General features: G+C 69.9%; 22 protein-coding genes and 1 tRNA gene. 12 read left to right on the top strand and 11 right to left on the bottom strand.

Features of this window, described 5'->3' with window-relative positions; translation table 11 throughout:
* The first annotated feature begins 62 nt into the window (after positions 1–62).
* Positions 63–2,000, top strand: coding sequence for an acetate--CoA ligase (gene acs, locus ISO16_RS20535; protein WP_195886173.1), 1,938 nt, complete (start codon positions 63–65; stop codon positions 1,998–2,000).
* Between the two features lie 71 nt (positions 2,001–2,071).
* On the opposite strand, the gene ISO16_RS20530 is transcribed toward acs, so the two are convergent.
* Positions 2,072–3,445 (bottom strand): MFS transporter, encoded by a 1,374-nt coding sequence (locus ISO16_RS20530; protein ID WP_006945544.1) that lies wholly within the window; start codon positions 3,443–3,445, stop codon positions 2,072–2,074.
* A gap of 196 nt (positions 3,446–3,641) precedes the next feature.
* Here ISO16_RS20530 and nhaA point away from each other — a divergent pair, with 196 nt between their 5' ends.
* Genes nhaA through ISO16_RS20515 form a run of 3 tightly spaced genes read left to right on the top strand, consistent with a single transcriptional unit; the run spans position 3,642 to position 6,309 of the window.
* Positions 3,642–4,859, top strand: a complete 1,218-nt coding sequence (gene nhaA / locus ISO16_RS20525; RefSeq protein WP_072634180.1) for a Na+/H+ antiporter NhaA — start codon at positions 3,642–3,644, stop codon at positions 4,857–4,859.
* Positions 4,856–5,356, top strand: coding sequence for a phage holin family protein (locus ISO16_RS20520; protein ID WP_006945547.1), 501 nt, complete (start codon positions 4,856–4,858; stop codon positions 5,354–5,356). The genes nhaA and ISO16_RS20520 overlap by 4 nt, the downstream gene beginning before the upstream one ends.
* An 8-nt stretch (positions 5,357–5,364) precedes the next feature.
* Positions 5,365–6,309 carry an alpha/beta fold hydrolase gene (locus ISO16_RS20515; RefSeq protein ID WP_006945554.1) on the top strand — a complete coding sequence of 315 codons (945 nt, stop codon included), beginning with the start codon at positions 5,365–5,367 and terminating at the stop codon, positions 6,307–6,309.
* A gap of 12 nt (positions 6,310–6,321) precedes the next feature.
* Here ISO16_RS20515 and ISO16_RS20510 read toward each other — a convergent pair whose 3' ends face one another.
* The 4 genes from ISO16_RS20510 to nth are packed head-to-tail and all read right to left on the bottom strand — an operon-like array spanning position 6,322 to position 9,659.
* Entirely contained in the window at positions 6,322–7,512 is a 1,191-nt protein-coding gene (locus ISO16_RS20510) for a MarP family serine protease (RefSeq protein ID WP_006945555.1), read from the bottom strand.
* Positions 7,509–8,207 carry an NUDIX hydrolase gene (locus tag ISO16_RS20505; RefSeq protein ID WP_006945556.1) on the bottom strand — a complete coding sequence of 233 codons (699 nt, stop codon included), beginning with the start codon at positions 8,205–8,207 and terminating at the stop codon, positions 7,509–7,511. Before ISO16_RS20505 ends, ISO16_RS20510 begins: the two co-directional genes overlap by 4 nt.
* The gene (locus tag ISO16_RS20500; RefSeq protein WP_083662436.1) at positions 8,204–8,827 is read right to left on the bottom strand and encodes a TlpA family protein disulfide reductase; all 624 of its coding nucleotides are present in this window, start codon (positions 8,825–8,827) and stop codon (positions 8,204–8,206) included. Before ISO16_RS20500 ends, ISO16_RS20505 begins: the two co-directional genes overlap by 4 nt.
* A 37-nt stretch (positions 8,828–8,864) precedes the next feature.
* A complete protein-coding gene (nth, locus tag ISO16_RS20495) occupies positions 8,865–9,659 on the bottom strand; it encodes an endonuclease III (protein WP_037201375.1) in 795 nt (264 codons plus the stop codon).
* Between the two features lie 72 nt (positions 9,660–9,731).
* On the opposite strand from nth, the gene ISO16_RS20490 reads away from it, so the two are divergent.
* Both ISO16_RS20490 and ISO16_RS20485 read left to right on the top strand, forming a co-directional pair.
* Positions 9,732–10,001 carry a hypothetical protein gene (locus ISO16_RS20490; RefSeq protein ID WP_029547213.1) on the top strand — a complete coding sequence of 90 codons (270 nt, stop codon included), beginning with the start codon at positions 9,732–9,734 and terminating at the stop codon, positions 9,999–10,001.
* A gap of 198 nt (positions 10,002–10,199) precedes the next feature.
* Positions 10,200–10,874, top strand: coding sequence for a Crp/Fnr family transcriptional regulator (locus ISO16_RS20485; RefSeq protein WP_003935274.1), 675 nt, complete (start codon positions 10,200–10,202; stop codon positions 10,872–10,874).
* A gap of 62 nt (positions 10,875–10,936) precedes the next feature.
* On the opposite strand, the gene ISO16_RS20480 is transcribed toward ISO16_RS20485, so the two are convergent.
* From ISO16_RS20480 to ISO16_RS20470, 3 genes are all read right to left on the bottom strand, one after another.
* The gene (locus ISO16_RS20480) at positions 10,937–11,725 is read right to left on the bottom strand and encodes an MBL fold metallo-hydrolase (protein ID WP_072634178.1); all 789 of its coding nucleotides are present in this window, start codon (positions 11,723–11,725) and stop codon (positions 10,937–10,939) included.
* Between the two features lie 67 nt (positions 11,726–11,792).
* Positions 11,793–12,272, bottom strand: coding sequence for a RidA family protein (locus ISO16_RS20475; RefSeq protein WP_072634177.1), 480 nt, complete (start codon positions 12,270–12,272; stop codon positions 11,793–11,795).
* A 5-nt stretch (positions 12,273–12,277) separates the two neighbouring features.
* Positions 12,278–12,442: a DUF4177 domain-containing protein gene (locus ISO16_RS20470; protein ID WP_006945567.1), complete on the bottom strand. Its 165-nt coding sequence runs from the start codon at positions 12,440–12,442 to the stop codon at positions 12,278–12,280.
* Positions 12,443–12,484: 42 nt separating this feature from the next.
* On the opposite strand from ISO16_RS20470, the gene ISO16_RS20465 reads away from it, so the two are divergent.
* Both ISO16_RS20465 and ISO16_RS20460 read left to right on the top strand, forming a co-directional pair.
* Positions 12,485–13,498 (top strand): ArsA-related P-loop ATPase, encoded by a 1,014-nt coding sequence (locus ISO16_RS20465; RefSeq protein ID WP_006945568.1) that lies wholly within the window; start codon positions 12,485–12,487, stop codon positions 13,496–13,498.
* Entirely contained in the window at positions 13,495–14,634 is a 1,140-nt protein-coding gene (locus tag ISO16_RS20460) for an ArsA family ATPase (protein WP_050034516.1), read from the top strand. The genes ISO16_RS20465 and ISO16_RS20460 overlap by 4 nt, the downstream gene beginning before the upstream one ends.
* A 25-nt stretch (positions 14,635–14,659) precedes the next feature.
* Here the strand turns inward: ISO16_RS20460 and ISO16_RS20455 are convergent, their stop codons facing one another.
* Entirely contained in the window at positions 14,660–14,983 is a 324-nt protein-coding gene (locus ISO16_RS20455) for a WhiB family transcriptional regulator (protein WP_026137870.1), read from the bottom strand.
* A 301-nt stretch (positions 14,984–15,284) separates the two neighbouring features.
* Between ISO16_RS20455 and ISO16_RS20450 the strand changes: the two genes are divergently transcribed.
* Positions 15,285–17,636, top strand: a complete 2,352-nt coding sequence (locus tag ISO16_RS20450; RefSeq protein WP_072634176.1) for a penicillin-binding protein — start codon at positions 15,285–15,287, stop codon at positions 17,634–17,636.
* Positions 17,637–17,679: 43 nt separating this feature from the next.
* Here ISO16_RS20450 and ISO16_RS20445 read toward each other — a convergent pair whose 3' ends face one another.
* Positions 17,680–18,156 (bottom strand): GatB/YqeY domain-containing protein, encoded by a 477-nt coding sequence (locus ISO16_RS20445; protein WP_072634175.1) that lies wholly within the window; start codon positions 18,154–18,156, stop codon positions 17,680–17,682.
* A 65-nt stretch (positions 18,157–18,221) separates the two neighbouring features.
* Here ISO16_RS20445 and ISO16_RS20440 point away from each other — a divergent pair, with 65 nt between their 5' ends.
* The 3 genes from ISO16_RS20440 (at position 18,222) to ISO16_RS20430 (ending at position 19,970) form a co-directional block, all read left to right on the top strand.
* Complete coding sequence (locus ISO16_RS20440) at positions 18,222–19,175, top strand: metallophosphoesterase (RefSeq protein WP_072634174.1); 954 nt, start codon at positions 18,222–18,224, stop codon at positions 19,173–19,175.
* 54 nt (positions 19,176–19,229) lie between these two features.
* Positions 19,230–19,303, top strand: a tRNA-Pro gene (locus ISO16_RS20435).
* Between the two features lie 196 nt (positions 19,304–19,499).
* Positions 19,500–19,970 (top strand): DUF5994 family protein, encoded by a 471-nt coding sequence (locus ISO16_RS20430; protein WP_072634173.1) that lies wholly within the window; start codon positions 19,500–19,502, stop codon positions 19,968–19,970.
* Between the two features lie 20 nt (positions 19,971–19,990).
* On the opposite strand, the gene ISO16_RS20425 is transcribed toward ISO16_RS20430, so the two are convergent.
* Positions 19,991–20,713: a TetR/AcrR family transcriptional regulator C-terminal domain-containing protein gene (locus ISO16_RS20425; protein WP_072634202.1), complete on the bottom strand. Its 723-nt coding sequence runs from the start codon at positions 20,711–20,713 to the stop codon at positions 19,991–19,993.
* Between the last annotated feature and the right edge of the window lie 57 nt (positions 20,714–20,770).

Genomic DNA, 20,770 nt, shown 5'->3' with positions numbered 1-20,770 from the left:
CAGGTGACTACCCTCACAGGTGCCCGAACTGTTTGGACCGACCGGAAAGAGGCCCCGCAACCATGACGAGCGCAGCGCAGGACCACGAACAGCAGGTGTACCCACCGAGCCCCGAGTTCGTCGCCACCGCCAACGCAGGTCCCGAGTTGCAGGCCGCCGCAGACGCCGACCGGCTCGGATTCTGGGCGACGCAGGCCCGCCGGCTGGACTGGGCCACCGAGTGGTCCGAGGTGCTGGACTGGTCCGACGCGCCGGTGGCGAAGTGGTTCGTCGGCGGGCAGCTCAACGTCGCCTACAACTGCGTCGACCGGCATGTCCTCGCCGGCAACGGCGACCGCGTCGCCATCCACTTCGAGGGCGAGCCCGGCGATTCGCGCGCGCTGACCTACAACGATCTGCTCGCCGAGGTGTGCAAGGCGGCGAACACCTTCACCAACCTGGGCCTGGTCGCCGGCGACCGGGTCGCGATCTACATGCCGATGATCCCCGAGGCGATCGTGGCGATGCTGGCTTGCGCCCGCCTCGGCCTGACCCACTCGGTGGTCTTCGCCGGGTTCTCCTCGCACGCGCTGCGCTCGCGCATCGACGACGCGCAGGCCAAACTCGTCGTCACCGTCGACGGGCAGTGGCGCCGCGGTCAGGCCGCCCCGCTCAAGCCGGCCGCCGACGAAGCTGTCGCCGATGCGGCGTCGGTGCAGCACGTGCTGGTGGTCAAGCGCACCGGCATCGACGTCGACTGGACCGACGGACGCGACCTGTGGTGGCACGAGACGGTGGACAAGGCCTCCGCCGAGCACGAGGCCCAGCCGTTCGACGCCGAACATCCCCTGTTCATCCTCTACACCTCGGGCACCACCGGTAAGCCCAAGGGCATCATCCACACCTCCGGGGGCTACCTGACGCAGGCCTCCTACACCCACCACTACGTGTTCGACCACAAGCCCGGCCGCGACGTGTACTGGTGCACCGCCGACATCGGCTGGGTCACCGGGCACAGCTACATCGTGTACGGGCCGCTGAGCAACGGCGCGACCCAGGTCGTCTACGAGGGCACCCCGAACTCGCCGAACGAGCACCGGCACTTCGAGATCATCGCCAAGTACGGGGTGAGCATCTACTACACCGCCCCGACCCTGATCCGCACCTTCATGAAGTGGGGCCGGGACATCCCCGACGCGCACGACCTGTCCTCGATCCGGCTGCTGGGCTCGGTCGGCGAGCCGATCAACCCCGAGGCGTGGCGCTGGTTCCGGGAGGTGATCGGCGCCGGCCAGGCCCCGATCGTCGACACCTGGTGGCAGACCGAGACCGGGGCGATCATGATCTCTCCGCTGCCGGGGATCACCGCCACCAAGCCGGGCTCGGCGATGGCGCCGCTGCCCGGCATCTCCGCCAAGATCGTCGACGACAACGCCGTGCCGCTGGGGGCCGGCGGCAACGGCTACCTGGTGCTCGATCAGCCGTGGCCGTCGATGCTGCGCGGCATCTGGGGCGACATGGACCGGTACAAGGACACCTACTGGTCCCGGTACGCCGAGGAGGGCTGGTACTTCGCCGGTGACGGCGCCCGCTACGACGAGGACGGCGCCCTGTGGGTCCTCGGCCGCGTCGACGACGTCATGAACGTCTCCGGGCACCGCATCTCGACCTCGGAGGTCGAGTCCGCGCTCGTCGGGCACCCGGCCGTCGCCGAGGCCGCCGTCGTCGGTGCCGCCGACGAGACCACCGGCCAGGGCATCGTCGCGTTCGTCATCCTGCGCGAGGGCGTGGAGAACACCGGCGATGCGCTGATCGCGGAACTGCGCAACCAGGTCTCGACCGAGATCTCCCCGATCGCCAAGCCCCGGCAGATCTCCGTCGTGCCGGAGCTGCCCAAGACCCGCTCCGGCAAGATCATGCGCCGCCTGCTGCGCGACGTCGCCGAGGGTCGCGAGCTCGGCGACACCTCCACCCTGGTCGACCCGAAGGTCTTCGAGGCGATCCGCGCCCAGGGCAAGTAGGCAGCGGAGCTGCCGGTGCGTCCTTCGGGATGTCGTAGCCGCCCGAAGGACGCACCGGCCGCGAAGCGGCCCTACACCTCCTCGAGGTGGCGGTCCTTGGTCTCGTGCATCACGAGCAGCGCGACGAAGGTCAGCGCGGCGGCCACCAGCAGGTACACACCCACCCAGCCGACGCCGTAGGTGGTGGCGAGCCACGTCGCGATGAACGGGGCGACGGCCGCGCCGAGGATGCTCGAGACGTTGTAGGCGATGCCCGAACCGGTGTAGCGCACGTTGGTCGGGAACAGTTCGGGCAGCACCGCGCTCATGGGGCCGAAGGTGAAGCCCATGAGGATCATGCCGATGATCAGGAACAGGAGCATGCGCGGTTCGCTCATGCCCTCCGGGGCGAGCAGGATCCCGAAGGTCAGGCCGAACACCATGATGGTTCCGGTGATGACCAGCAGCGTGATGCGGCGGCCGTGGCGATCGGCGAGACGACCGGACACCGGGATCGCGGCCGCGAAGAACAGCACGGCGACGAGTTGGAGCACCAGGAAGTCCGAGTACTGGAAGCCGGCGCCGGTGCCGCCCTGGGCGGGGGTCTTGCCGGTGCCGTGGCTGAGCACCCAGGTCGTCATGATGTAGAAGAGGGTGTACGTCGCGAGCATCACGAACGTGCCGATGATCAACTGACGCCAGCTCGTCCTGAACACCTCGGCCAGTGGCGTCTTGACCTTCTTGCCCTCGGCGACGGCCTGGGCGAACACCGGGGTCTCCTCCAGCTTGAGCCGCACGTAGAGGCCGATGATCACCATCACGGCGCTGAGCAGGAACGGGATCCGCCAGCCCCACGTCAGGAACGCGCTGCCCAGGTCGGGGTCGGCGTTGTCGTGGTTCAGGAACAGCGTGATGATCAGGAACAGGCCGTTGGCCAGGAAGAATCCGATCGGCGCGCCCAACTGGGGCCACATGGCGGCCCAGGCCCGCTTGCCCTTCTCGGCGGTCTCGGTGGCCAGCAGCGCCGCGCCGCTCCATTCGCCGCCGAGGCCGAGGCCCTGGCAGAAGCGCATCAGTGCGAGCAGTGCGGGGGCCAGCAGTCCCACCTGGTGGTACGTGGGCAGGATTCCGATGAGGAACGTCGCGATGCCCATCGTCAGCAGCGAGCCGACGAGGGTGGCCTTGCGGCCGATGCGGTCCCCGAAGTGGCCGAACAGGATCGAGCCGACCGGCCGGGCGACGAACGCGAGGCCGAACGTCGCGAGCGAGGCGAGCAGGGCGGTGGTGCCGTTGCCCTTCGGGAAGAACAGGTGCGGGAACACCGACACGGCGGCGGTCGCATAGATGTAGAAGTCGTAGAACTCGATCGAGGTGCCGACGGTGCTCGCGACGATGATGCGGCTGCGCGGTACTCCCGCGACCAGCGATCCGTCCCGGCCGGCGGTGTTGTCGAGGGAAGTGCTCACGAAACCAGCTCCAGAGAATCACATGATGGGAATCGATCCCAGTTGCTAGGAAAGTGAACACTTCCTTTCCCGAGCGAATCAAATCGGACATCGGTCGTCCGGGTCGGCGACGGCTACGATTCGTGCCGGGATACGCCGGGACGCCCGTTCGGCGGCGCTCCCCGCGTACCCCGAATTCGCGAATCGAAAGGCCTTCGTGAACCAGCCACTGCGCTCGGAACTCACCCGGTACCTGCGTACCGAGACCGTCGGTGGCGCGATCCTCCTGGTCGCCGCCGCCGTGGCCGTGCTGTGGGTCAATTCCCCGCTCGGACCCGCCTACGAGGCGCTGCGCGACTTCCCCCTCGGGCCGGAATCACTGCACCTGAACCTCACCGTCGGCACCTGGGCGCAGGACGGCCTGCTCGCCGTGTTCTTCTTCGTCGCCGGACTCGAGCTCAAACGCGAGCTGGTCGTCGGTGAACTGGCGGACCGTAAGAGAGCCCTGCTGCCGGTCATCGCCGCGTGCGGCGGCGTGCTGCTCCCGGCGCTCATCGCCGCCGCGGTCGGGTGGGGCAGCCCGGGCATGGACCGCGGCTGGGCGATTCCCGTCGCCACCGACATCGCTTTCGCACTCGGAGTCCTCGCCCTCACCGGTTCCCGCATCCCCACCGGCGCGCGCGTATTCCTGCTCAGCCTCGCCGTCGTCGACGACCTCATCGGCATCGCATTGATCGCCGTCCTGTTCACCACGTCCATCGCGGCACTGTGGCTGCTCGGGACCGTCGCGTGCGCCGCCGCCTACTGGTACGCCCAGCACAAGCGGATCACGACCTCGTGGCTGTATGTCCCACTGGCGCTGCTCACCTGGTACGGCATGCACGGGGCCGGCATCCACGCCACCATCGCGGGCGTCGTGCTGGGCCTGCTCACCCGCGTCCGCACCGACCCGGGCGAGCGGCAGGCACCGGCCGAACGGCTCGCCCACGACATCCAGCCCTGGTCCGCCGGCCTGTGTGTGCCCCTGTTCGCGCTGTTCGCCTCCGGCGTCCCCATCAACGGTGAGGTCCTCGGTGACGTGTTCACCAGTCCGGTGGGCCTGTCCGTCCTGCTGGGCCTGCTGATCGGCAAGACCGTCGGCATCTTCGGCGCGTCCTGGCTCGCGATCCGCGTGGGCGTGGCCACCAGGCCGACCGGGCTGGCGTGGCAGGACCTGCTGGCGCTCGCCGTGCTCGGCGGCATCGGATTCACCGTGAGCCTGCTCATCGCCGACCTCTCGCTCGCCGGTATCGACGGCGGGGCGCCCGCGGAGATCGCGAAGGCGTCCGTCCTCGTCACGTCACTGATCGCCTCGGTGCTGGGATCGACGCTACTGTTACGGCGTGGGCGAGCCCACCGTAGTCAATACGAACCAACTGGAGGGGTCGACAAGTGAGCGTGACGAACGGGAACCGGAAGCAGGGTGACGGGGTACCGACGAGCATCTCGTCCATTCCGCTGACCGAGGTGCGCGCCCGCACTCCTCAGGAAGCGAGCATCGGAGACCTGGTCCGCGATGCCACGGCACAGGTCTCGACGCTGTTCCGCGCCGAGGTCGAACTCGCCAAGGCCGAGGTCACCGGGGAGGTGAAGAAGGGCCTGCAGGGCAGCCTGTTCTTCATCCTGGCCTTCGCGGTCCTGGTGTTCAGCTCGTTCTTCTTCTTCTTCTTCCTCGCCGAACTGATCGACATCTGGACGCCCCGCTGGCTGGCGTTCCTGATCGTCTTCCTCATCATGGTCGTGGTCACGGCGATCTTCGCCCTGATCGGCTACCTGCGGGTGCGCAAGCTGCGCGCCCCGGAGAAGACCATCGACTCGCTCAGGCAGGCCCGTACCGTCCTGCCGCAGCAGCACGACGCGGAGCCGGCACCGGGCCCCCGGCACGCGCGCTGACCCTCCACATGCAGGGCACCGTGTCCCTCCCCGATCCGTCCACGGTCCGGTACCCCGGGCCGTGGACGCACCGCGACATCCACGCCAACGGCATCCGCCTGCACGCCGTCGAGGCCGGCCCGTCCGGCCCCGACGCGCCGCTGGCGCTGTTCCTGCACGGGTTCGCCGACCTGTGGTGGTCGTGGCGCCACCAGCTCACCGCCTTCGCGGACGCCGGATACCGCGCCGTCGCCGTGGACCTGCGCGGCTACGGTGACTCCGACAAGCCGCCGCGCGGCTACGACGGCTGGACCCTGTCGGGCGACGTCGCCGGCCTCATCCGCGCCCTCGGCTGCTCCGAGGCGACGCTGATCGGACACGCCGACGGAGGCCTGGTGTGCTGGGCGACGGCCGTGCTGCACCCGCGGCTCGTCCGGGCGATCGCCCTCGTGGACTCGCCGCACCCGATCTCGCTGCGGGACGCGGCGCTGCACGACCGCGCGCAGCGGTCGGCGCTGCTGCCCACGTTCCTCGCCTACCAGGTGCCGTGGCGGCCCGAACGCAAGCTCGTGCGCGACGACGGGTGGGAGATCGAACGACTGCTGCAGGCCCGTTCCGGCGCGCGGTGGCAGCAGTCGGACGAATTCCGGGAGGTCGCGGAGCGGATGCGGTCGGCCATCCGGATTCCCGGCACCGCGCACTGCACGCTCGAGTACCAGCGCTGGGCGTTCCGCAGCCAATGGCGGCCGGACGGACGCCGGTTCATGGCCGCAATGGACAAGACGCTGACCCTGCCGGTCCTGCAACTGCACGGCACGCTGGACCCGTACGTGCTGCCTGCGACCGTGCGCCGGTGCGTCCGCCACGCTCCGGGCCGGAAACTGCTCATGATCGACGACGCCGGGCACTACGCCCACCAGGAATGCGCCGACGACGTGACCGCCGCGCTGCTCGACTTCGCCGCCGGACTGTAGGGACGCCCCGGCTCAGGCGATGCACGTACCCGTCGCCACCGCCGCGAAGGAATCGTCGGCCAGCTCCAGCTGACTGCTCACCTCCGCCGCGGTCAGCACGAACCCGGTATCGCTGTTGTCCACGGCCGCGCCGAACACGACGCCGAGCACCCGGCCCTGATCGTCGACGAGCGGCCCGCCGGAGTTGCCCTGACGAATCGAACCGCGGACGGTGTACACCTCCCGTTCGACGGTGCCGGAGCGGTAGATGTCCGGCCCCTGCAGGTCGAGTGTCTCCCGGATCCGTGCGGCGCTCGCCGTGTACGGGCCCCCGCCGGGATATCCGAGGACGAGGGCGTCCTGACCCGAATCGGCGGGCGCGGGCGCGAACGCGAGCGGCGCCACGTCGAGTCCCGGCACCGAGAGGATCGCGACGTCGACGGCGGGATCGAAGAGCACGACCTCGGCGTCGAGCGCCCCACCGAGCGTCTCCACCGACACCGCCGACGTGCCGGCGACGACGTGCGCGTTGGTCATGACGCGTTCGGGCGCGACGACGAACCCGGATCCCTCGAGCGCACGCTGGCAGCTCGGCGCGACGCCGTTGATGCGCAGCACACTCGGGTGCAGGTCGAGCGCGACGGGACTGGCGAGCACGCTCGGGTCCGGCGGCTCCACCTCGGTGATGGGCGTGCGGCCGAACGGCCCGATCACCTCCGGCAGGCCCGAGGTGTCGAGCAGCGCCGAGAACTCCTTGGGGACGCCGCGCAGCCAGTCCGGGGCCAGCACGTCGACCGTGGCCAGCACCCGGGAGCCGCGTACGGCGGCCGAGATCTCCGGTTGCGACGACGCGGTGAGCGGAATCGCGAGCAGCCACGCCGCGACCAGCACCGCCACGGCCTGCAGACCGGCCCCGACCACGCTGTCGACGCCCCGCGCGACGGGGCTGTGCATGTTGCTCCGTGCCGCCCGGCCGAGCACCATGCCCGCGACCTCGCCGATGATGACGAGCACGACGATGAGCGCAATCCCGGCGAGGATCCGCATCCGTCCCTCCTCGACGTGCACGAGCACGTGCGGGGCGATGAGGATGCCGGCGACCGCGCCGAGCACCACGCCGAGGAACGCCAGCGCAGACGCCACCGCGCCCTGCCGCAGGCCCGACGACGCGGCCACGAGCACGACCAGCAGGATGAGCACGTCGATCCATCCGGACGGTGTCACGGTTCGACCACCCCTGTCTCGAGCTCGGCGAGCGTGACCTCGAAGTCACGGATGTCGGTGTGGTCCCACTCGATCTCCCAGCCCGACACCGCGAACAGGCCCGCCAGGATCCCCGCCGTGAACCCCCACACGAGCATGTCGTCCACGAGGAAAGCCGGTCCCTGGTAGCCGCGCTCGTGCCGGATCTGGAAGCGGTTGTCCGGATCGAGCAGGTCGTGCAGAGAGACCCGCACCACCCGGACGGCCTCGCGGGGATCGACCACCCCGATGGGGGTGGGCTTCTCCCAGAAGGCGACCACCGGGGTGACGTCGAACCCCGACGGTGGGATGAAGATCTCGGGCAGCACCGTCAGCGGACGGACGCCGGCCGGGTCGAGGCCCGTCTCCTCCTGCGCCTCGCGCAGCGCGGTCGCGATCGGGCCGTCGTCCTCCGGGTCGGCGGCGCCACCCGGGAAGGCCACCTGCCCGCTGTGCTGACGCATCGTCGGCGCCCGCTGGGTGAGCAGGACATCCGCGTCGGCGGGCAGACCGCCCCGCGCGAGGGGATCGGGTTCGGACGAGCCACCGAACAGCACGAGCACGGCCGCCGGACGGACGGTGAACCCGTTCGGTGCGCGGCGGTCGAGCACCGGGTTGACCTGGTGCGGATCGCTCGGCGCCACGGTGGACACGCGGCGCAGCCAGTACGGCGTCATACCTTCACCCCCAGGTGGTTCTCCACGGCTGCGGCGACGTCGTCGGCGCTGCGGAACGGCTGAGGCAGCACCTTCGCGACGGAACCGTCGGGCCGGATCAGCACCGTCACCGGCAGCACGGGTGGCGACTGCACCGCTGCCTGCACGCGCGCGGACCCGTCCTGCACCCCCGGCAGCCGTACGGCGTACTCGGCGAGCCGGGACAGGGCGTTGGCCGCGTTGGGGTCGGTGTGGACGGTGACGACCGCAACCGCGTCACCGGCACGCTGCGCGTACTCCTGCAGGTAGGGCAGTTCCTCGGCGCACGGCCCGCACCACCAGGCCCACAGGTTCACCAGCGCGGGCCGGCCCGCGAGCGCGGCGGCCAGATCGACGCTGCTGCCGTCGCCGAGGCACTCGAACCGCAACCCCGCGAGGGGCCCGGCCCCGTTCCCGGCCGGGGCCGGGCAGGGCTCGAGCGCCGCCGCGGCACGCAGCGGCGCGAGGGATTCGGGGGTGTCCTGGGCGCGGCGGTCCACCGGCGCCGCGGTCGGGCGACCACCGTCGGCGGCCGGCGCCGGGTCGTCGGCGTCGCGGGGCCAGATCGCGACGATCAGGGCCACCACGACGACGAGGGCCACCAGGCTCCAGCGGCCTGCGCGGGTCAGTTGCACCGGGTCACCGTCCGGCCAGTTCGAGCAGGTGCTCGGTCTCCGGTCCCTTCACCAGCGCGGCGGCGGTCACGGGGTCGGTGGGTCCGATGCCGTAGGACGGGCAGTCCTTGGCCAGCACGCAGATGCCGCAGGCGGGTTTGCGGGCGTGGCAGACGCGCCGGCCGTGGAAGATCACCCGGTGCGAGAGCAGGGTCCATTCCTTGCGGTCGACGAGCGCGCCGACGGCGTGTTCGATCTTGACGGGGTCGGTTTCCTCGGTCCACTTCCAGCGGTGCACGAGACGCTGGAAGTGGGTGTCGACGGTGATGCCGGGGATGTCGAACGCGTTGCCGAGGACCACGTTGGCGGTCTTGCGGCCGAATCCGGGAAGTGTGACGAGATCCTCGAGGCGGCGCGGTACCTCGCCGTCGAACCGCTCGAGCAGGGCCTGTCCGAGGCCGATCAGGGAGTTGGCCTTGTTGCGGTAGAAACCGGTGGGCCGGATGTACTCCTCGAGCTCGGCCCGGTCGGCCTCCGCGTAGGCGCGGGCGTCCGGGTAGCGGGCGAACAGGGCCGGGGTGACCTGGTTGACCCGCACGTCGGTGCACTGCGCGGACAGGATCGTGGCGACCGCCAGCTCGAGCGGCGTGGTGAAGTCGAGTTCGCAGTACACGTGGGGGAACGCCTCGGCGAGCCGCCGGTTCATGCGGCGGGCCCGCCGCACCAGGGCGAGCCTGCTCTCGGGTTTCCGCTCGCCTCCGGACACGCGTCGTCGGCGCACGTCGGGACTCTCGGACGGGGTCGCATGCACCTGCTCCACTGTACGTACCCGGCCGGTCGCGGATTCGGCGCTGTGTCGCTTCTGAGACCTTTCTTGTGTTTACTTCCCGGTATGCAAGCTCTTGCTGTCGTACTCTTCCCCGTGCTGCTCATGCTGTTCGCATTGGCGATGGAGCGGGTCGAGTCCCGGCTGAGCCGTCTGTCCGTTCGCCAGCAGGAGGTCGAGGAGTTCCTCGACAAGGCGAGCCACGACGACGTCGCCACCCTGGCCAGGGAGGGATTCCCCCACGCTCTCGCCCGGTTCCACCGCCGTCGGCGGCGGGTCCTCGTCATGGAGCTCGACGATGCGGAGTCCGACATGGGAGCGCGCCGCGCGAGCTGATTTCGGGACGCATCGGTAGGATGCGTGGGCGTTGCTGCAGGAACGGCACGGCAGCTGTCGTGGTGTCAATCACTCATGCCGAGTGCGCGCACAGTAGACTTCGTTTCCGTACGCGTTGCAGGTGGCCTGTCCGGGCGCCCGTGGACGTCGTGCAGACCCGGCAGCATGACGACGAGAATTTTCCCCAAAGGAGCGCACGTGGACGACGTCCTGGCCAGAGCAGGCATCTTCCAAGGAGTCGAACCCTCGGCGGTTGCGGCGCTGGTCAAAGAGCTTCAGCCGGTCGATTTCCCCCGCGGACATGTCATCTTCAACGAGGGTGAGCCGGGCGACCGCCTGTACATCATCGTCTCCGGCAAGGTGAAGCTCGGCCGCCGCTCGCCGGACGGCCGCGAGAACCTGCTGACCATCATGGGCCCGTCCGACATGTTCGGTGAGCTGTCGATCTTCGACCCGGGCCCGCGTACCTCCACCGCCACGACCGTGACCGAGGTCCGCGCCGTGAGCATGGACCGCGACGCCCTCAAGGCCTGGATCGACCAGCGCCCGGAGATCGCGGAGCAGCTGTTGCGCGTGCTCGCGCGCCGTCTGCGCCGCACCAACAACAACCTGGCCGACCTGATCTTCACCGACGTGCCCGGTCGCGTCGCGAAGGCTCTGCTGCAGCTCGCGCAGCGGTTCGGCACCCAGGAGGCGGGCGCGCTGCGCGTCACGCACGACCTGACCCAGGAGGAGATCGCACAGCTCGTCGGCGCCTCCCGCGAAACCGTGAACAAGGCGCTCGCCGACTTCGCCCACCGCGGCTGGCTGCGGCTCGAGGGCAAGAGCGTGCTCATCTCCGACTCGGAGCGCCTCGCCCGCCGCGCGCGGTAACACCCGTTCCACGAATCGAGGCCGGTGCATCGTCGATGCACCGGCCTCGATCGTTCGGGAGGTCAGGCGAAGCTGCGCAGGTACTCGAGCTGGACGTTGACCGACTTCTCCGCGACCGGCCATAGCGACGGGTCCACGTCGGCATACACGTGCTCGACGACGGACCGCGGCGTGGCGTCGTCCCCCAGCACCCGCAGCGCGGCCCGCACCTGGTCGAGCCGCTCCTCCCGATGGTCGAGGTAGCCGCGGGCGATGGTCTCCAGATCGGGCAGGTCCGGTCCGTGCCCGGGCAGAACGGTGTAGCCGGCGCCGAGGTCGATCAGCCGGCGCAGCGACCCGAGGTAGTCCCCGAGGTCGCCGTCGGAGTCGTCGAGGACGGTGGTGCCCCGACCGAGGATGGTGTCGGCGGTGAGCACGCTGCGGTCGTCCTCGACGACGAAGGACAGCGAGTCCGCCGTGTGACCCGGCGTGGCGAGTACCCGGATACGCAGTCCGGCCGCCTCGATCACCTCGCCGTCGGCCAGGCCCGCTCCCCCGCCGTGCCGGTGCCGGGCGTCCACGGCCCGCACCGCGCTGCCGGTGAGTTCGGCGAACCGTCCGGCGCCGTCGGTGTGGTCGCCGTGCCGGTGGCTGACCAGGGTCAGCGCCACGGGCACCCGGGCGACGCGCGCGAGGTGCGCCTCGTCGAGCGGGCCCGGATCGACCACGACGCACTCGTCGCTGCCGGGCGCCCGCAGGATCCAGGTGTTGGTGCCGTCGAGCGTCATCATCGACGGGTTCTCCGCCAGCACCACCGCGGCATTGGCGGTGACCTGTCGCAACTGCGCGTACGCGGGGTGAACCAGCGTCATGATCCGGCCTCCTCCGTCGGAAGGTGTGGGGTGCGTCCCACTCTAGATCCGGCTCACCCCGCGCCCGTCAGCGCACCTCGGCGATGATCTCGACCTCGACGGGAGCGCCGAGCGGCAGTTCGGCCACGCCGACGGCGGAGCGGGCGTGCACGCCCGCCTCCCCGAACACCTCACCGAGGAGCTCGGACGCGCCGTTGATCACACCCGGCTGGCCGGTGAAGCCCTCCGCCGAGGCGACGAAGCCCACGACCTTCACGATGCGGACGAGGTTGTCGATGCCGACGAGGCCGTCCAGCGCGGCCAGCGCGTTGAGCGCGGCGATGCGCGCCGCGGACTTGGCGTCCTCGGCCGAGACGTCGGCGCCCACCTTGCCGACGAGACCGAGCGTGCCGTCGACGAACGGCAGCTGCCCCGAGGTGTAGGCGTGGTCACCGGTGCGGACGGCGGGAACGTAGGCGGCGACGGGTGCCGCCACCGGCGGCAGGCTCAGACCCAGTTCGGCGAGCCGCGCCGTCCAGGTCCGCCCCGCGGAATCCTCTGCTGCCACGCGGCTCAGCCCTTCGGGCGCTTGAGGTAGGCGACGTGCTGCTCGCCGGTGGGTCCCGGGAGCACCGACACGAGTTCCCAGCCGTCGGCTCCCCATGTGTCCAGGATCTGCTTCGTGGCATGGGTCAGCAGGGGCACCGTCGCGTACTCCCACGTTGTCAATTCGCTCATGTCTCGACCCTATATGCGCACCGGACTTATAGGCTCGACGTCGTGGCATCAACGACTGCTGAACACGACGTCTGGCCGGCGACGGCCGCGCAGGCGCGGCTGCACTTCGTCTCGGGCAAGGGCGGTACCGGTAAGTCGACCGTCGCGGGGGCGCTGGCCCTGGCCCTGGCGGCGGGCGGCCGCAAGGTGCTGCTCGTAGAGGTCGAGGGACGGCAGGGCATCGCGCAGCTGTTCGACGTGCCGCCGCTTCCGCCGGTCGAGACCAAGATCGCCACGACGGACAGCGGCGGCGCCGTGTATGCCCTCGCCATCGACATCGAGACGGCCTTCCTCGAGTACCTGGACATGTTCTACAACCTCGGGTTCGCGGGACGGGCGATGCGCCGGATCGGTGCGATCGAGTTCGCGACCACGCTGGCGCCGGGCCTGCGGGACGTGATCCTCACCGGCAAGATCAAGGAGACCGTGGTGCGTACCGACCGCACCGGCGAACCCGTGTACGACGTGGTCGTGGTGGACTCCCCGCCGACGGGACGCATCGGCAGCTTCCTCGACGTGACCAAGGCGATGGCCGACCTTGCCAAGTCGGGTCCGATCCGGTCGCAGAGCGAGGGTGTGGTGCGGCTGCTGCACTCCGACGAGACGATGGTCCACCTGGTCACGCTGCTCGAGGCGCTGCCGGTCCAGGAGACCGCCGACGCGGTGGCCGAGCTGCTCGCGGCGGACCTGCGGCTGGGCACGGTGATCGTCAACCGCACCGCCCCCGACTTCCTGCCCGAGGAGATGGTCGACGAGGCCGCCGCCGGCCGGATCGACGCGGAGGCGGTACGCGAGGGGCTCGACCGAGCCGGGGTCGCCCTCGGCGACGAGGACTTCGCGGGTCTGCTGACCGAGACGATCGAGTACGCATCCACCCTGCAGGCGCAGCAGGTCAGCGCCGCCCAACTCGACGAGGTGAACGTGGCACGAATGCATCTGCCCGCGCTGGCGGACGGCGTGGATCTCGGCGGGCTGTACGAACTCGCCGAGCAGCTCGGCGAACAGGGCGTGCGGTGACCGCGCCGCGGGCGCACCACGCGCCCCCGCTCGACGTCCGATCCATCCTCGCCGACCCCTCGTCGCGCATCATCGTGTGCACCGGCGCGGGCGGGGTCGGCAAGACGACGACCGCGGCGGCGCTGGCCCTGCGTGCGGCCGAGCAGGGCCGCAACGTCGTGGTGCTGACGATCGATCCGGCTCGGCGGCTGGCACAGGCGCTGGGCGTGCAGGCCCTCGACAACAGCCCGCAACTCGTGCAGCTGGGGCCGGACGCGAAGGGCGAGCTGCACGCGATGATGCTGAACATGCGCCGCACCTTCGACGACATGGTGCTCGAGCACTCGGCACCGGAGAAGGCGCAGCAGATCCTCGACAACCCCTTCTACCAGACGGTGGCCTCGTCGTTCTCCGGCACGCAGGAGTACATGGCGATGGAGAAGCTCGGGCAGCTCGCGGCGAGCGACACGTGGGATCTGATCGTGGTCGACACCCCGCCGTCGCGGAACGCGCTGGACTTCCTCGATGCACCGCAGCGGCTCGGGGCGTTCCTGGACGGCCGGATGATCCGGTTGTTCACCGCGCCGGGCCGCGGGCTCGGGCGGCTGGTCACGGGCGCGATGGGCCTGGCCCTGAAGGCGGTCTCCACGATCGTCGGCAGCCAGATGCTCTCGGATGCCTCGGCTTTCGTGCAGTCACTCGATTCGATGTTCGGCGGGTTCCGGGAGCGGGCCAACCGCACGTACCAGTTGCTGCAGCAGCCGGGCACCCACTTCATGGTGGTGGCCGCGGCCGAACCGGATGCGCTGCGCGAGGCGTCGTTCTTCGTCGAGCGGCTCTCCGAGGACCGCATGCCGCTCGCGGGTCTGATCCTCAACCGCACGCATCCCACGCTGTGCCCGCTGCCGGCCGACCACGCCCTGACCGCGGCGGATCTGCTCGAAGAGCAGGGCCGGAAGGAGAGCGCGCCGGCCGAGGCCGTGCTCCGGGTCCATGCTCATCGGGCGGTGACGGCGAAGCGGGAGCTGCGGCTGCTGGCCCGGTTCACGAGTGCGCACCCGCGGGTTCCGGTCGTCGGCGTGCCGTCGCTGCCGTTCGAGGTCTCGGACCTCGACGGGCTGCGCGCCGTCGCGGATCAGATGACCCGCGAGGCGTAACCTCGCGGGTCTCGGGGGTGCGCGGTCAGACGGCGTTCTGGTGCTGACGCTGCGCTTCGAAGAAGTCGGCCCAGGAGTCGACTTCGGGGTGCTGCTTGAGCAGCGCCCGGCGCTGACGTTCGGTCATTCCGCCCCACACGCCGAATTCGACGCGGTTGTCGAGGGCGTCGGCGCCGCACTGCAGCATCACCGGGCAGTGCCGGCAGATGACTGCGGCCTTGCGCTGGGCGGCGCCGCGGACGAACAACTGATCGGGGTCCACTTCACGGCATCGGGCTTTCGATACCCATGCGATGCGTGCTTCTGCTTGGTCTACGTCGAGCCGGGCCATCGGGGTGGTCATGTGCATTCAGTTGCCCCTTACTCTCCGAACGCCGTGTCACGGGGTCCTGGAAGGCGCGCAGAATCGGCGGCGTAGCACGACGGATCTGCACCACATTCCTATTCAGGTGTTATCTGCATCACACTGAGGACTCAATCTAGGTAAAGACTTCCCCGGATGCAAGGTGGAGAAACACTTTTCTGGTACGCCCGTGCATCACTGCACGTCGGAGGGCTTTTGCCAGCGCAACGCGCACACGGGAACGCGTGCGCCGGGGTCTGCGCCCCGGGGTGGCACGTACTGTGTAGGCGTGTCGATCGGAAAAACGGTGGCGAAGCTCGCAGGATGCACGGCACTGGGCGGAGTCCTGCTGGCCGGTGTGATGTTCCCGGCGGCCGGAGGCTTCGGCTACGTGTCGAACCGCGCCGCGGACACGGTGGACAACAGTTCCGCCGAACTCGTCGAGGGCGTGGTGCCGGCGGTCACCACGATGACCGATGCGGCGGGCACCCCCATCGCCTGGCTCTACGACCAGCGCCGGTTCGAGGTGCCGAGCGACCAGATCTCCAACGAGATGAAACTCGCGATCGTCTCCATCGAGGACAAACGCTTCGCCGAACACCAGGGCGTGGACTGGCAGGGCACCATCCGCGCCTTCCTCACCAACACCACCAGCGGTCAGGTCGAGCAGGGCGCGTCCACGATCGACCAGCAGTACGTGAAGAACTACCTGCTCCACGTGGTCGCCAAGACCGACGCCGAGCGGCGCGCGGCGATCGAGACGACACCCGCGCGCAAGATCCGGGAGATCCGGATGGCGCTGACGCTCGACGACGAGCTGACCAAGGACGAGATCCTCACCCGCTACCTGAACCTCGTGCCGTTCGGGAACGGGTCCTTCGGCGTGCAGGACGCTGCCCAGACGTACTTCGGCATCGACGCGAAGGATCTGAACGTCACCCAGTCCGCGATGCTCGCCGGCATGGTGCAGTCCAGCTCCGCGCTGAACCCGTACACCAATCCGGACGGCGTGCTGGCGCGACGCAACGTCGTGCTCGACACGATGATCCAGAACATCCCCGAGCGCGCCGCCGAGATCCGGGCCGCGAAGGAGCAGCCGCTCGGCGTCCTGCCCGAGCCGAAGACCCTGCCGCGCGGCTGTATCGCGGCGGGCGACCGCGGGTTCTTCTGTGAGTACGCCCTGCAGTACCTGGCCGAGGCCGGGTTGTCGCGCGAGCAGATCGACAAGGGCGGATACCTGATCCGCACCACGCTCGACCCCGAGATCCAGAACTCGGTCAAATCGTCACTGGACAAGTTCACCAGCCCGACCGTCGACGACGTCGCGACGGTGATGAACGTGATCCGGCCCGGGGAGGATTCGCACCGCGTCCTGGCGATGGGGTCGAGCCGCGTGTACGGCCTCGACGGCGGGGCCTCGCAGACGGTGCAGCCGCAGCCGTACTCGCTGACCGGTCACGGCGCCGGCTCGGTGTTCAAGATCTTCACCGTCGCCGCGGCGATGGAGAAGGGCCTCGGCACCAGCGCCGTGCTGGACGTGCCGTCCCGCTACAACGCCCGCGGCCTCGGCGACGGCGGTGCCCCCGGATGCCCGCCGGCCACCTACTGCGTCGAGAACGCCGCACCGTACCCGGCGAAGCTGTCGGTGCCGGACGCGCTCGCACAGTCCCCCAACACCGCCTTCGTCAAGCTGATCGAGGCCACCGGTGTGGACGCGGTCGTCGACATGTCGGTGCGGCTGGGCCTGCGCTCGTACGCGCAGCCCAACACGTCCGGCTTCGGCGAGCAGAGCATGGTCGACATGCAGAAGGCCCAGCACCTCGGCTCGTTCACGCTCGGCCCCACCTGGGTGAACCCGCTGGAGCTGTCGAACGTCGCCGCCACGCTGGCCTCGCACGGCAAGTGGTGCCCGCCGACGCCGATCGACGCCGTGTTCGACCGCGACGGCAAGCCCGTGCCGATCACCCAGCAGGCGTGCGAGCAGGTCGTCGAACCGGGGCTGGCCGACACTCTCGCCACCGCCCTGAGCAAGGACACCGCGGGTGGTGGTACGGCGTCCGGTGCGGCCGGATCGGTGGGCTGGAACCTGCCGGTGGCGGCGAAGACCGGAACGACCGAGTCGCACATGTCGTCGGCATTCGTCGGGTTCACGAACAACCTGGCCGGGGCGGTCTACACCTACGGCGACTCCCCCACGCCGGGGCAGATCTGCAGCGGACCCGTGCGCCCGTGCTCCGACGGCAATCTGTTCGGCGGCACCGAGCCGGCCCGCACCTGGTTCACGGCACTGCTGCCCGTCGCGAACAAATTCGGGCCCACCGAGTTGCCGCCCGCGGACCAGAAGTACGTGCGCGGCGCCGGCAATGCCCAGGTGCCCAACGTCGTGGGTCTGAACCGTCAGCAGGCGAGCCAACGGCTGATCGACGCCGGCTTCCAGGTGACGGAGACGACGGTCAAGGCGGAGGGCCGCAGCGGCACCGTCGCCTCGGTCTCCCCGTCGGGGTCGGCCGTCCCGGGGTCCACGGTGACGATCTTCGTCAGCGACGGCTCGGTGCGCGCCGCGCCACCGAGCCCGAGCGCGACCCCCGGCCGACCGACCGAGAGCCAGGTGCCGGACACGACGGTGCCGGCCGCGCCGGCACCCATCCCGGGACGATGACCGTCACCCGTCCGGTCGCGCGACGACCGGGCGGGGTCTTCGGCTACAGGCGCGACTTGACGGCGGCGGACAGGCGCTTGCCGTCGGCCTTCCCGGCGGCGATCGCGGTCGCCGCCTTCATGACCTGACCCATCTGCCGCGGCCCGGGCCGCTCCCCGATCTCCTCGGCGACCTGCGCGATGGCGGTGTCCGCGACGTCGGCCAGCTCAGCGTCGTTGAGCGGCGTCGGCAGGTACTCGTCGATGATGCGGGCCTCGGCATGCTCCTTCGCCGCCAGTTCGCCGCGACCGTTCTCGGTGTACACCTCGGCAGCCTCGCCGCGCTTCTTCGCCTCGCGCGCGAGCACCGTCACGACATCCTCGTCGGTGAGCTCGCGCGCCTGCTTGCCAGCGACCTCCTCGGTCTGGATCGCGGCAAGCAGCATGCGCAGCGTGGTGATCCGCAGCGGATCCTTGTCCTTCATCGCGGCCGTGAGGTCGGCGCGGAGCGTGGACTTGAGCGAGGACGTGGTGTCGGACATGCCTCGACGCTACGCGGCGCCCCGCGAACCCGTGCGCGGACGAGCCCCGGCGGTACGCTGGAGACGTGCCAGACGTTCCCACTCTTCGACGTGCCGCGATCGGCGCGGCCGGTGCCGCCGCCCTGGGCCTCGGCTACGCGACGCTCATCGAGCGCAACGCCTTCGCCCTGCGGGAGGTGACGCTCCCGGTCCTTGCGCCGGACGCCTCGACGCTGCGCGTGCTGCACCTGAGCGACATCCACATGACGCCCGGGCAGCGGCTCAAGCAGAACTGGCTCCGCGAACTCGATCGCCTCGAACCCGACCTCGTGATCAACACCGGCGACAACCTTGCGCATCCGAAGGCTGTGCCCGCCGTCGTGCAGGCGCTCGGCGGTCTGCTCGCCCGGCCGGGGCTGTTCGTCTTCGGGAGCAACGACTACTTCGGGCCCCGGGTGAAGAACCCGCTGAAGTACTTCGACCGCGACCACGAGCGCGTACACGGCGTGCCGCTGCCCTGGAGCGATCTGCGCGCCGCGTTCAGCGAGCGCGGCTGGCTCGACGTAACGCACGTGCACCGCGAACTCGAGATCGCCGGGGTGCGCGTCAGCGCGGCCGGTGTCGACGACCCGCACATCGACCGAGACCGGTACGACACCGTCGCGGGTCCGGCGAACCCGGCGGCGGATCTGCGGCTGGGGCTGACCCACTCCCCCGAGCCGCGCGTGCTGGACCGGTTCGCGGACGACGGCTACGACCTCGTGCTGGCGGGCCACACCCACGGGGGCCAACTGTGCCTGCCGCTGGTCGGCGCGCTGGTGACCAATTGCGGGCTGGACCGGTCGCGGGTCAAGGGCGTGTCGCGCTGGGGCTCGCACATGCGGTTGCACGTGTCGGCGGGCATCGGCACGTCGCCGACGGCCCCCGCCCGGTTCTGGTGCCGGCCCGAGGCGACGCTGCTGACGCTGATCCCGGCCCCCCGCGAGCAGGCTCGCAGCACCGCGGACGCGGGCACCCGGAGCACGTTTTCACCGCACTGACCAGGCGATTTAACCGTCACCCCGATCGTGCTGTAAGCTAACCGAGGTTCGAAACGGGGTGTGGCGCAGCTTGGTAGCGCGCTTCGTTCGGGACGAAGAGGTCGTGGGTTCGAATCCCGCCACCCCGACTCGTGAAGGACCTGATCGGGGCCCCTTCTCCATCCGGAGAAGGGGCCCCGGTCCCGTTCTCCGGGTCTCGGCACGACGCGCCCGACGCGATCGTGAAGTACGGTGAGCAGACCGGCACGTTCCCCGCCTCGAGCGCCCGGCTCGACGCCTCCCGGTGACAAGTCGGCCTCCTCGAGGCCGCGCAAGGAGCGTCTCATGACGCACAACCACGCCATCACCCACAGCAACGGGAATCGCTCCGGCCCGCCCGAGCGCCCCGTACCGTCGCACCGCCCCCCTGCTCGATTTCCCACACCGACCCAGACTCCCCGCTTCCTGCTCCGGCCGAACTCGGCACCACCGTCCCTGATCGACGGCTCCTGGTTCCCGTGGACCGCGAACCTCACCGATGAGCTGGACGACCTGATCTCCGCGCTCACCCTGCGACTCGGCCCCGTTGCCCGGGTCTGCTTCGACTGGAACGCCCTGCAGATACCGCGAAAGCGAATCGACGAGTTCGACCTCGACTCCGGCGGTATCGCACTGCGCGAGCCGGCACCCGGACAACCACCGCACACGATGTACTTCCTCGGATGCAACGGCACCCAACTCGTGCTGGTACTCCTGCCCCCCGACACCGAACCGGATCACGCCTACGGCATCATGCGCACGCTGGCGGATTCGTAGGTCCGGCCGGCGCCGGCGGCTCATCCGGACGGCCGGCCGCCCCCGGAGTCCAGTGTTGCCCTCAGACCGGAGAAGAAGAGGTCGAGGCCGCGTTCGAATTCGGCGGCGCCGTCGTAGGAGGCCAGTATCGGCGCGAGACTGCGCAGGAGTGGGAATTCGTCGATCGGCAGGCGATGCAGTCCCAGGCGGAGCAGGTCGTCGGACTCCTCGGGCTGCTCGACGAGTTCCTGCAGCTCGTCGAGGACGTGACCGTGGAGGAATCCGAACAAGGCCCGGTAGACGTGCAACGCCTCGGCCGCGGAGAATCCGGCCCGGGTGAGCAAGGTCAGAATGCCTTCGAGCGGACGCAGCGTACCGAGCGGCCGCAGCGCGAGGGGTGTGGACAGGGGGCGGGTGACCAGCAACGGAACCACGTGCGGGTGGTCGAGGGCAAGTTGCCGGAAATCCCTTGCAACCGTGCGTAGTTGATCTTCCCAGTCGCCGTCGCGGGGGTCGACGACCAGTTGCTCGAGGACGATTTCGGCGACTCCGTCGAGGAGGGCGGCCTTGTTCGGCGCGTGACGGTAGAGGGTCATCGGATCCCGGCCGAGAGCCTTGCCGAGGCGGCGCATCGAAAGCCCCTCGACGCCGTCGCGATCGATGATCGCGAGCGCAGACGCAAGGATCAATTCCCGGGCTCGAGTGTTCCTGCCGAACCTGCCGTCGTCGAATCCGATCGAGCGGCCCGCAGGAACCTTCGGCATCACGGACTCCTCTCCGTTCGCCTCCACTGTAGCCCTATGTCGTATGTCTACAGTGTT

Origin of the sequence: Rhodococcus sp. M8, assembly GCF_015654185.1 — a bacterium.
Taxonomy (GTDB): Bacteria; Actinomycetota; Actinomycetes; order Mycobacteriales; family Mycobacteriaceae; genus Rhodococcus; species Rhodococcus aetherivorans.
This window is presented reverse-complemented; position numbering and strand designations above follow the sequence as displayed.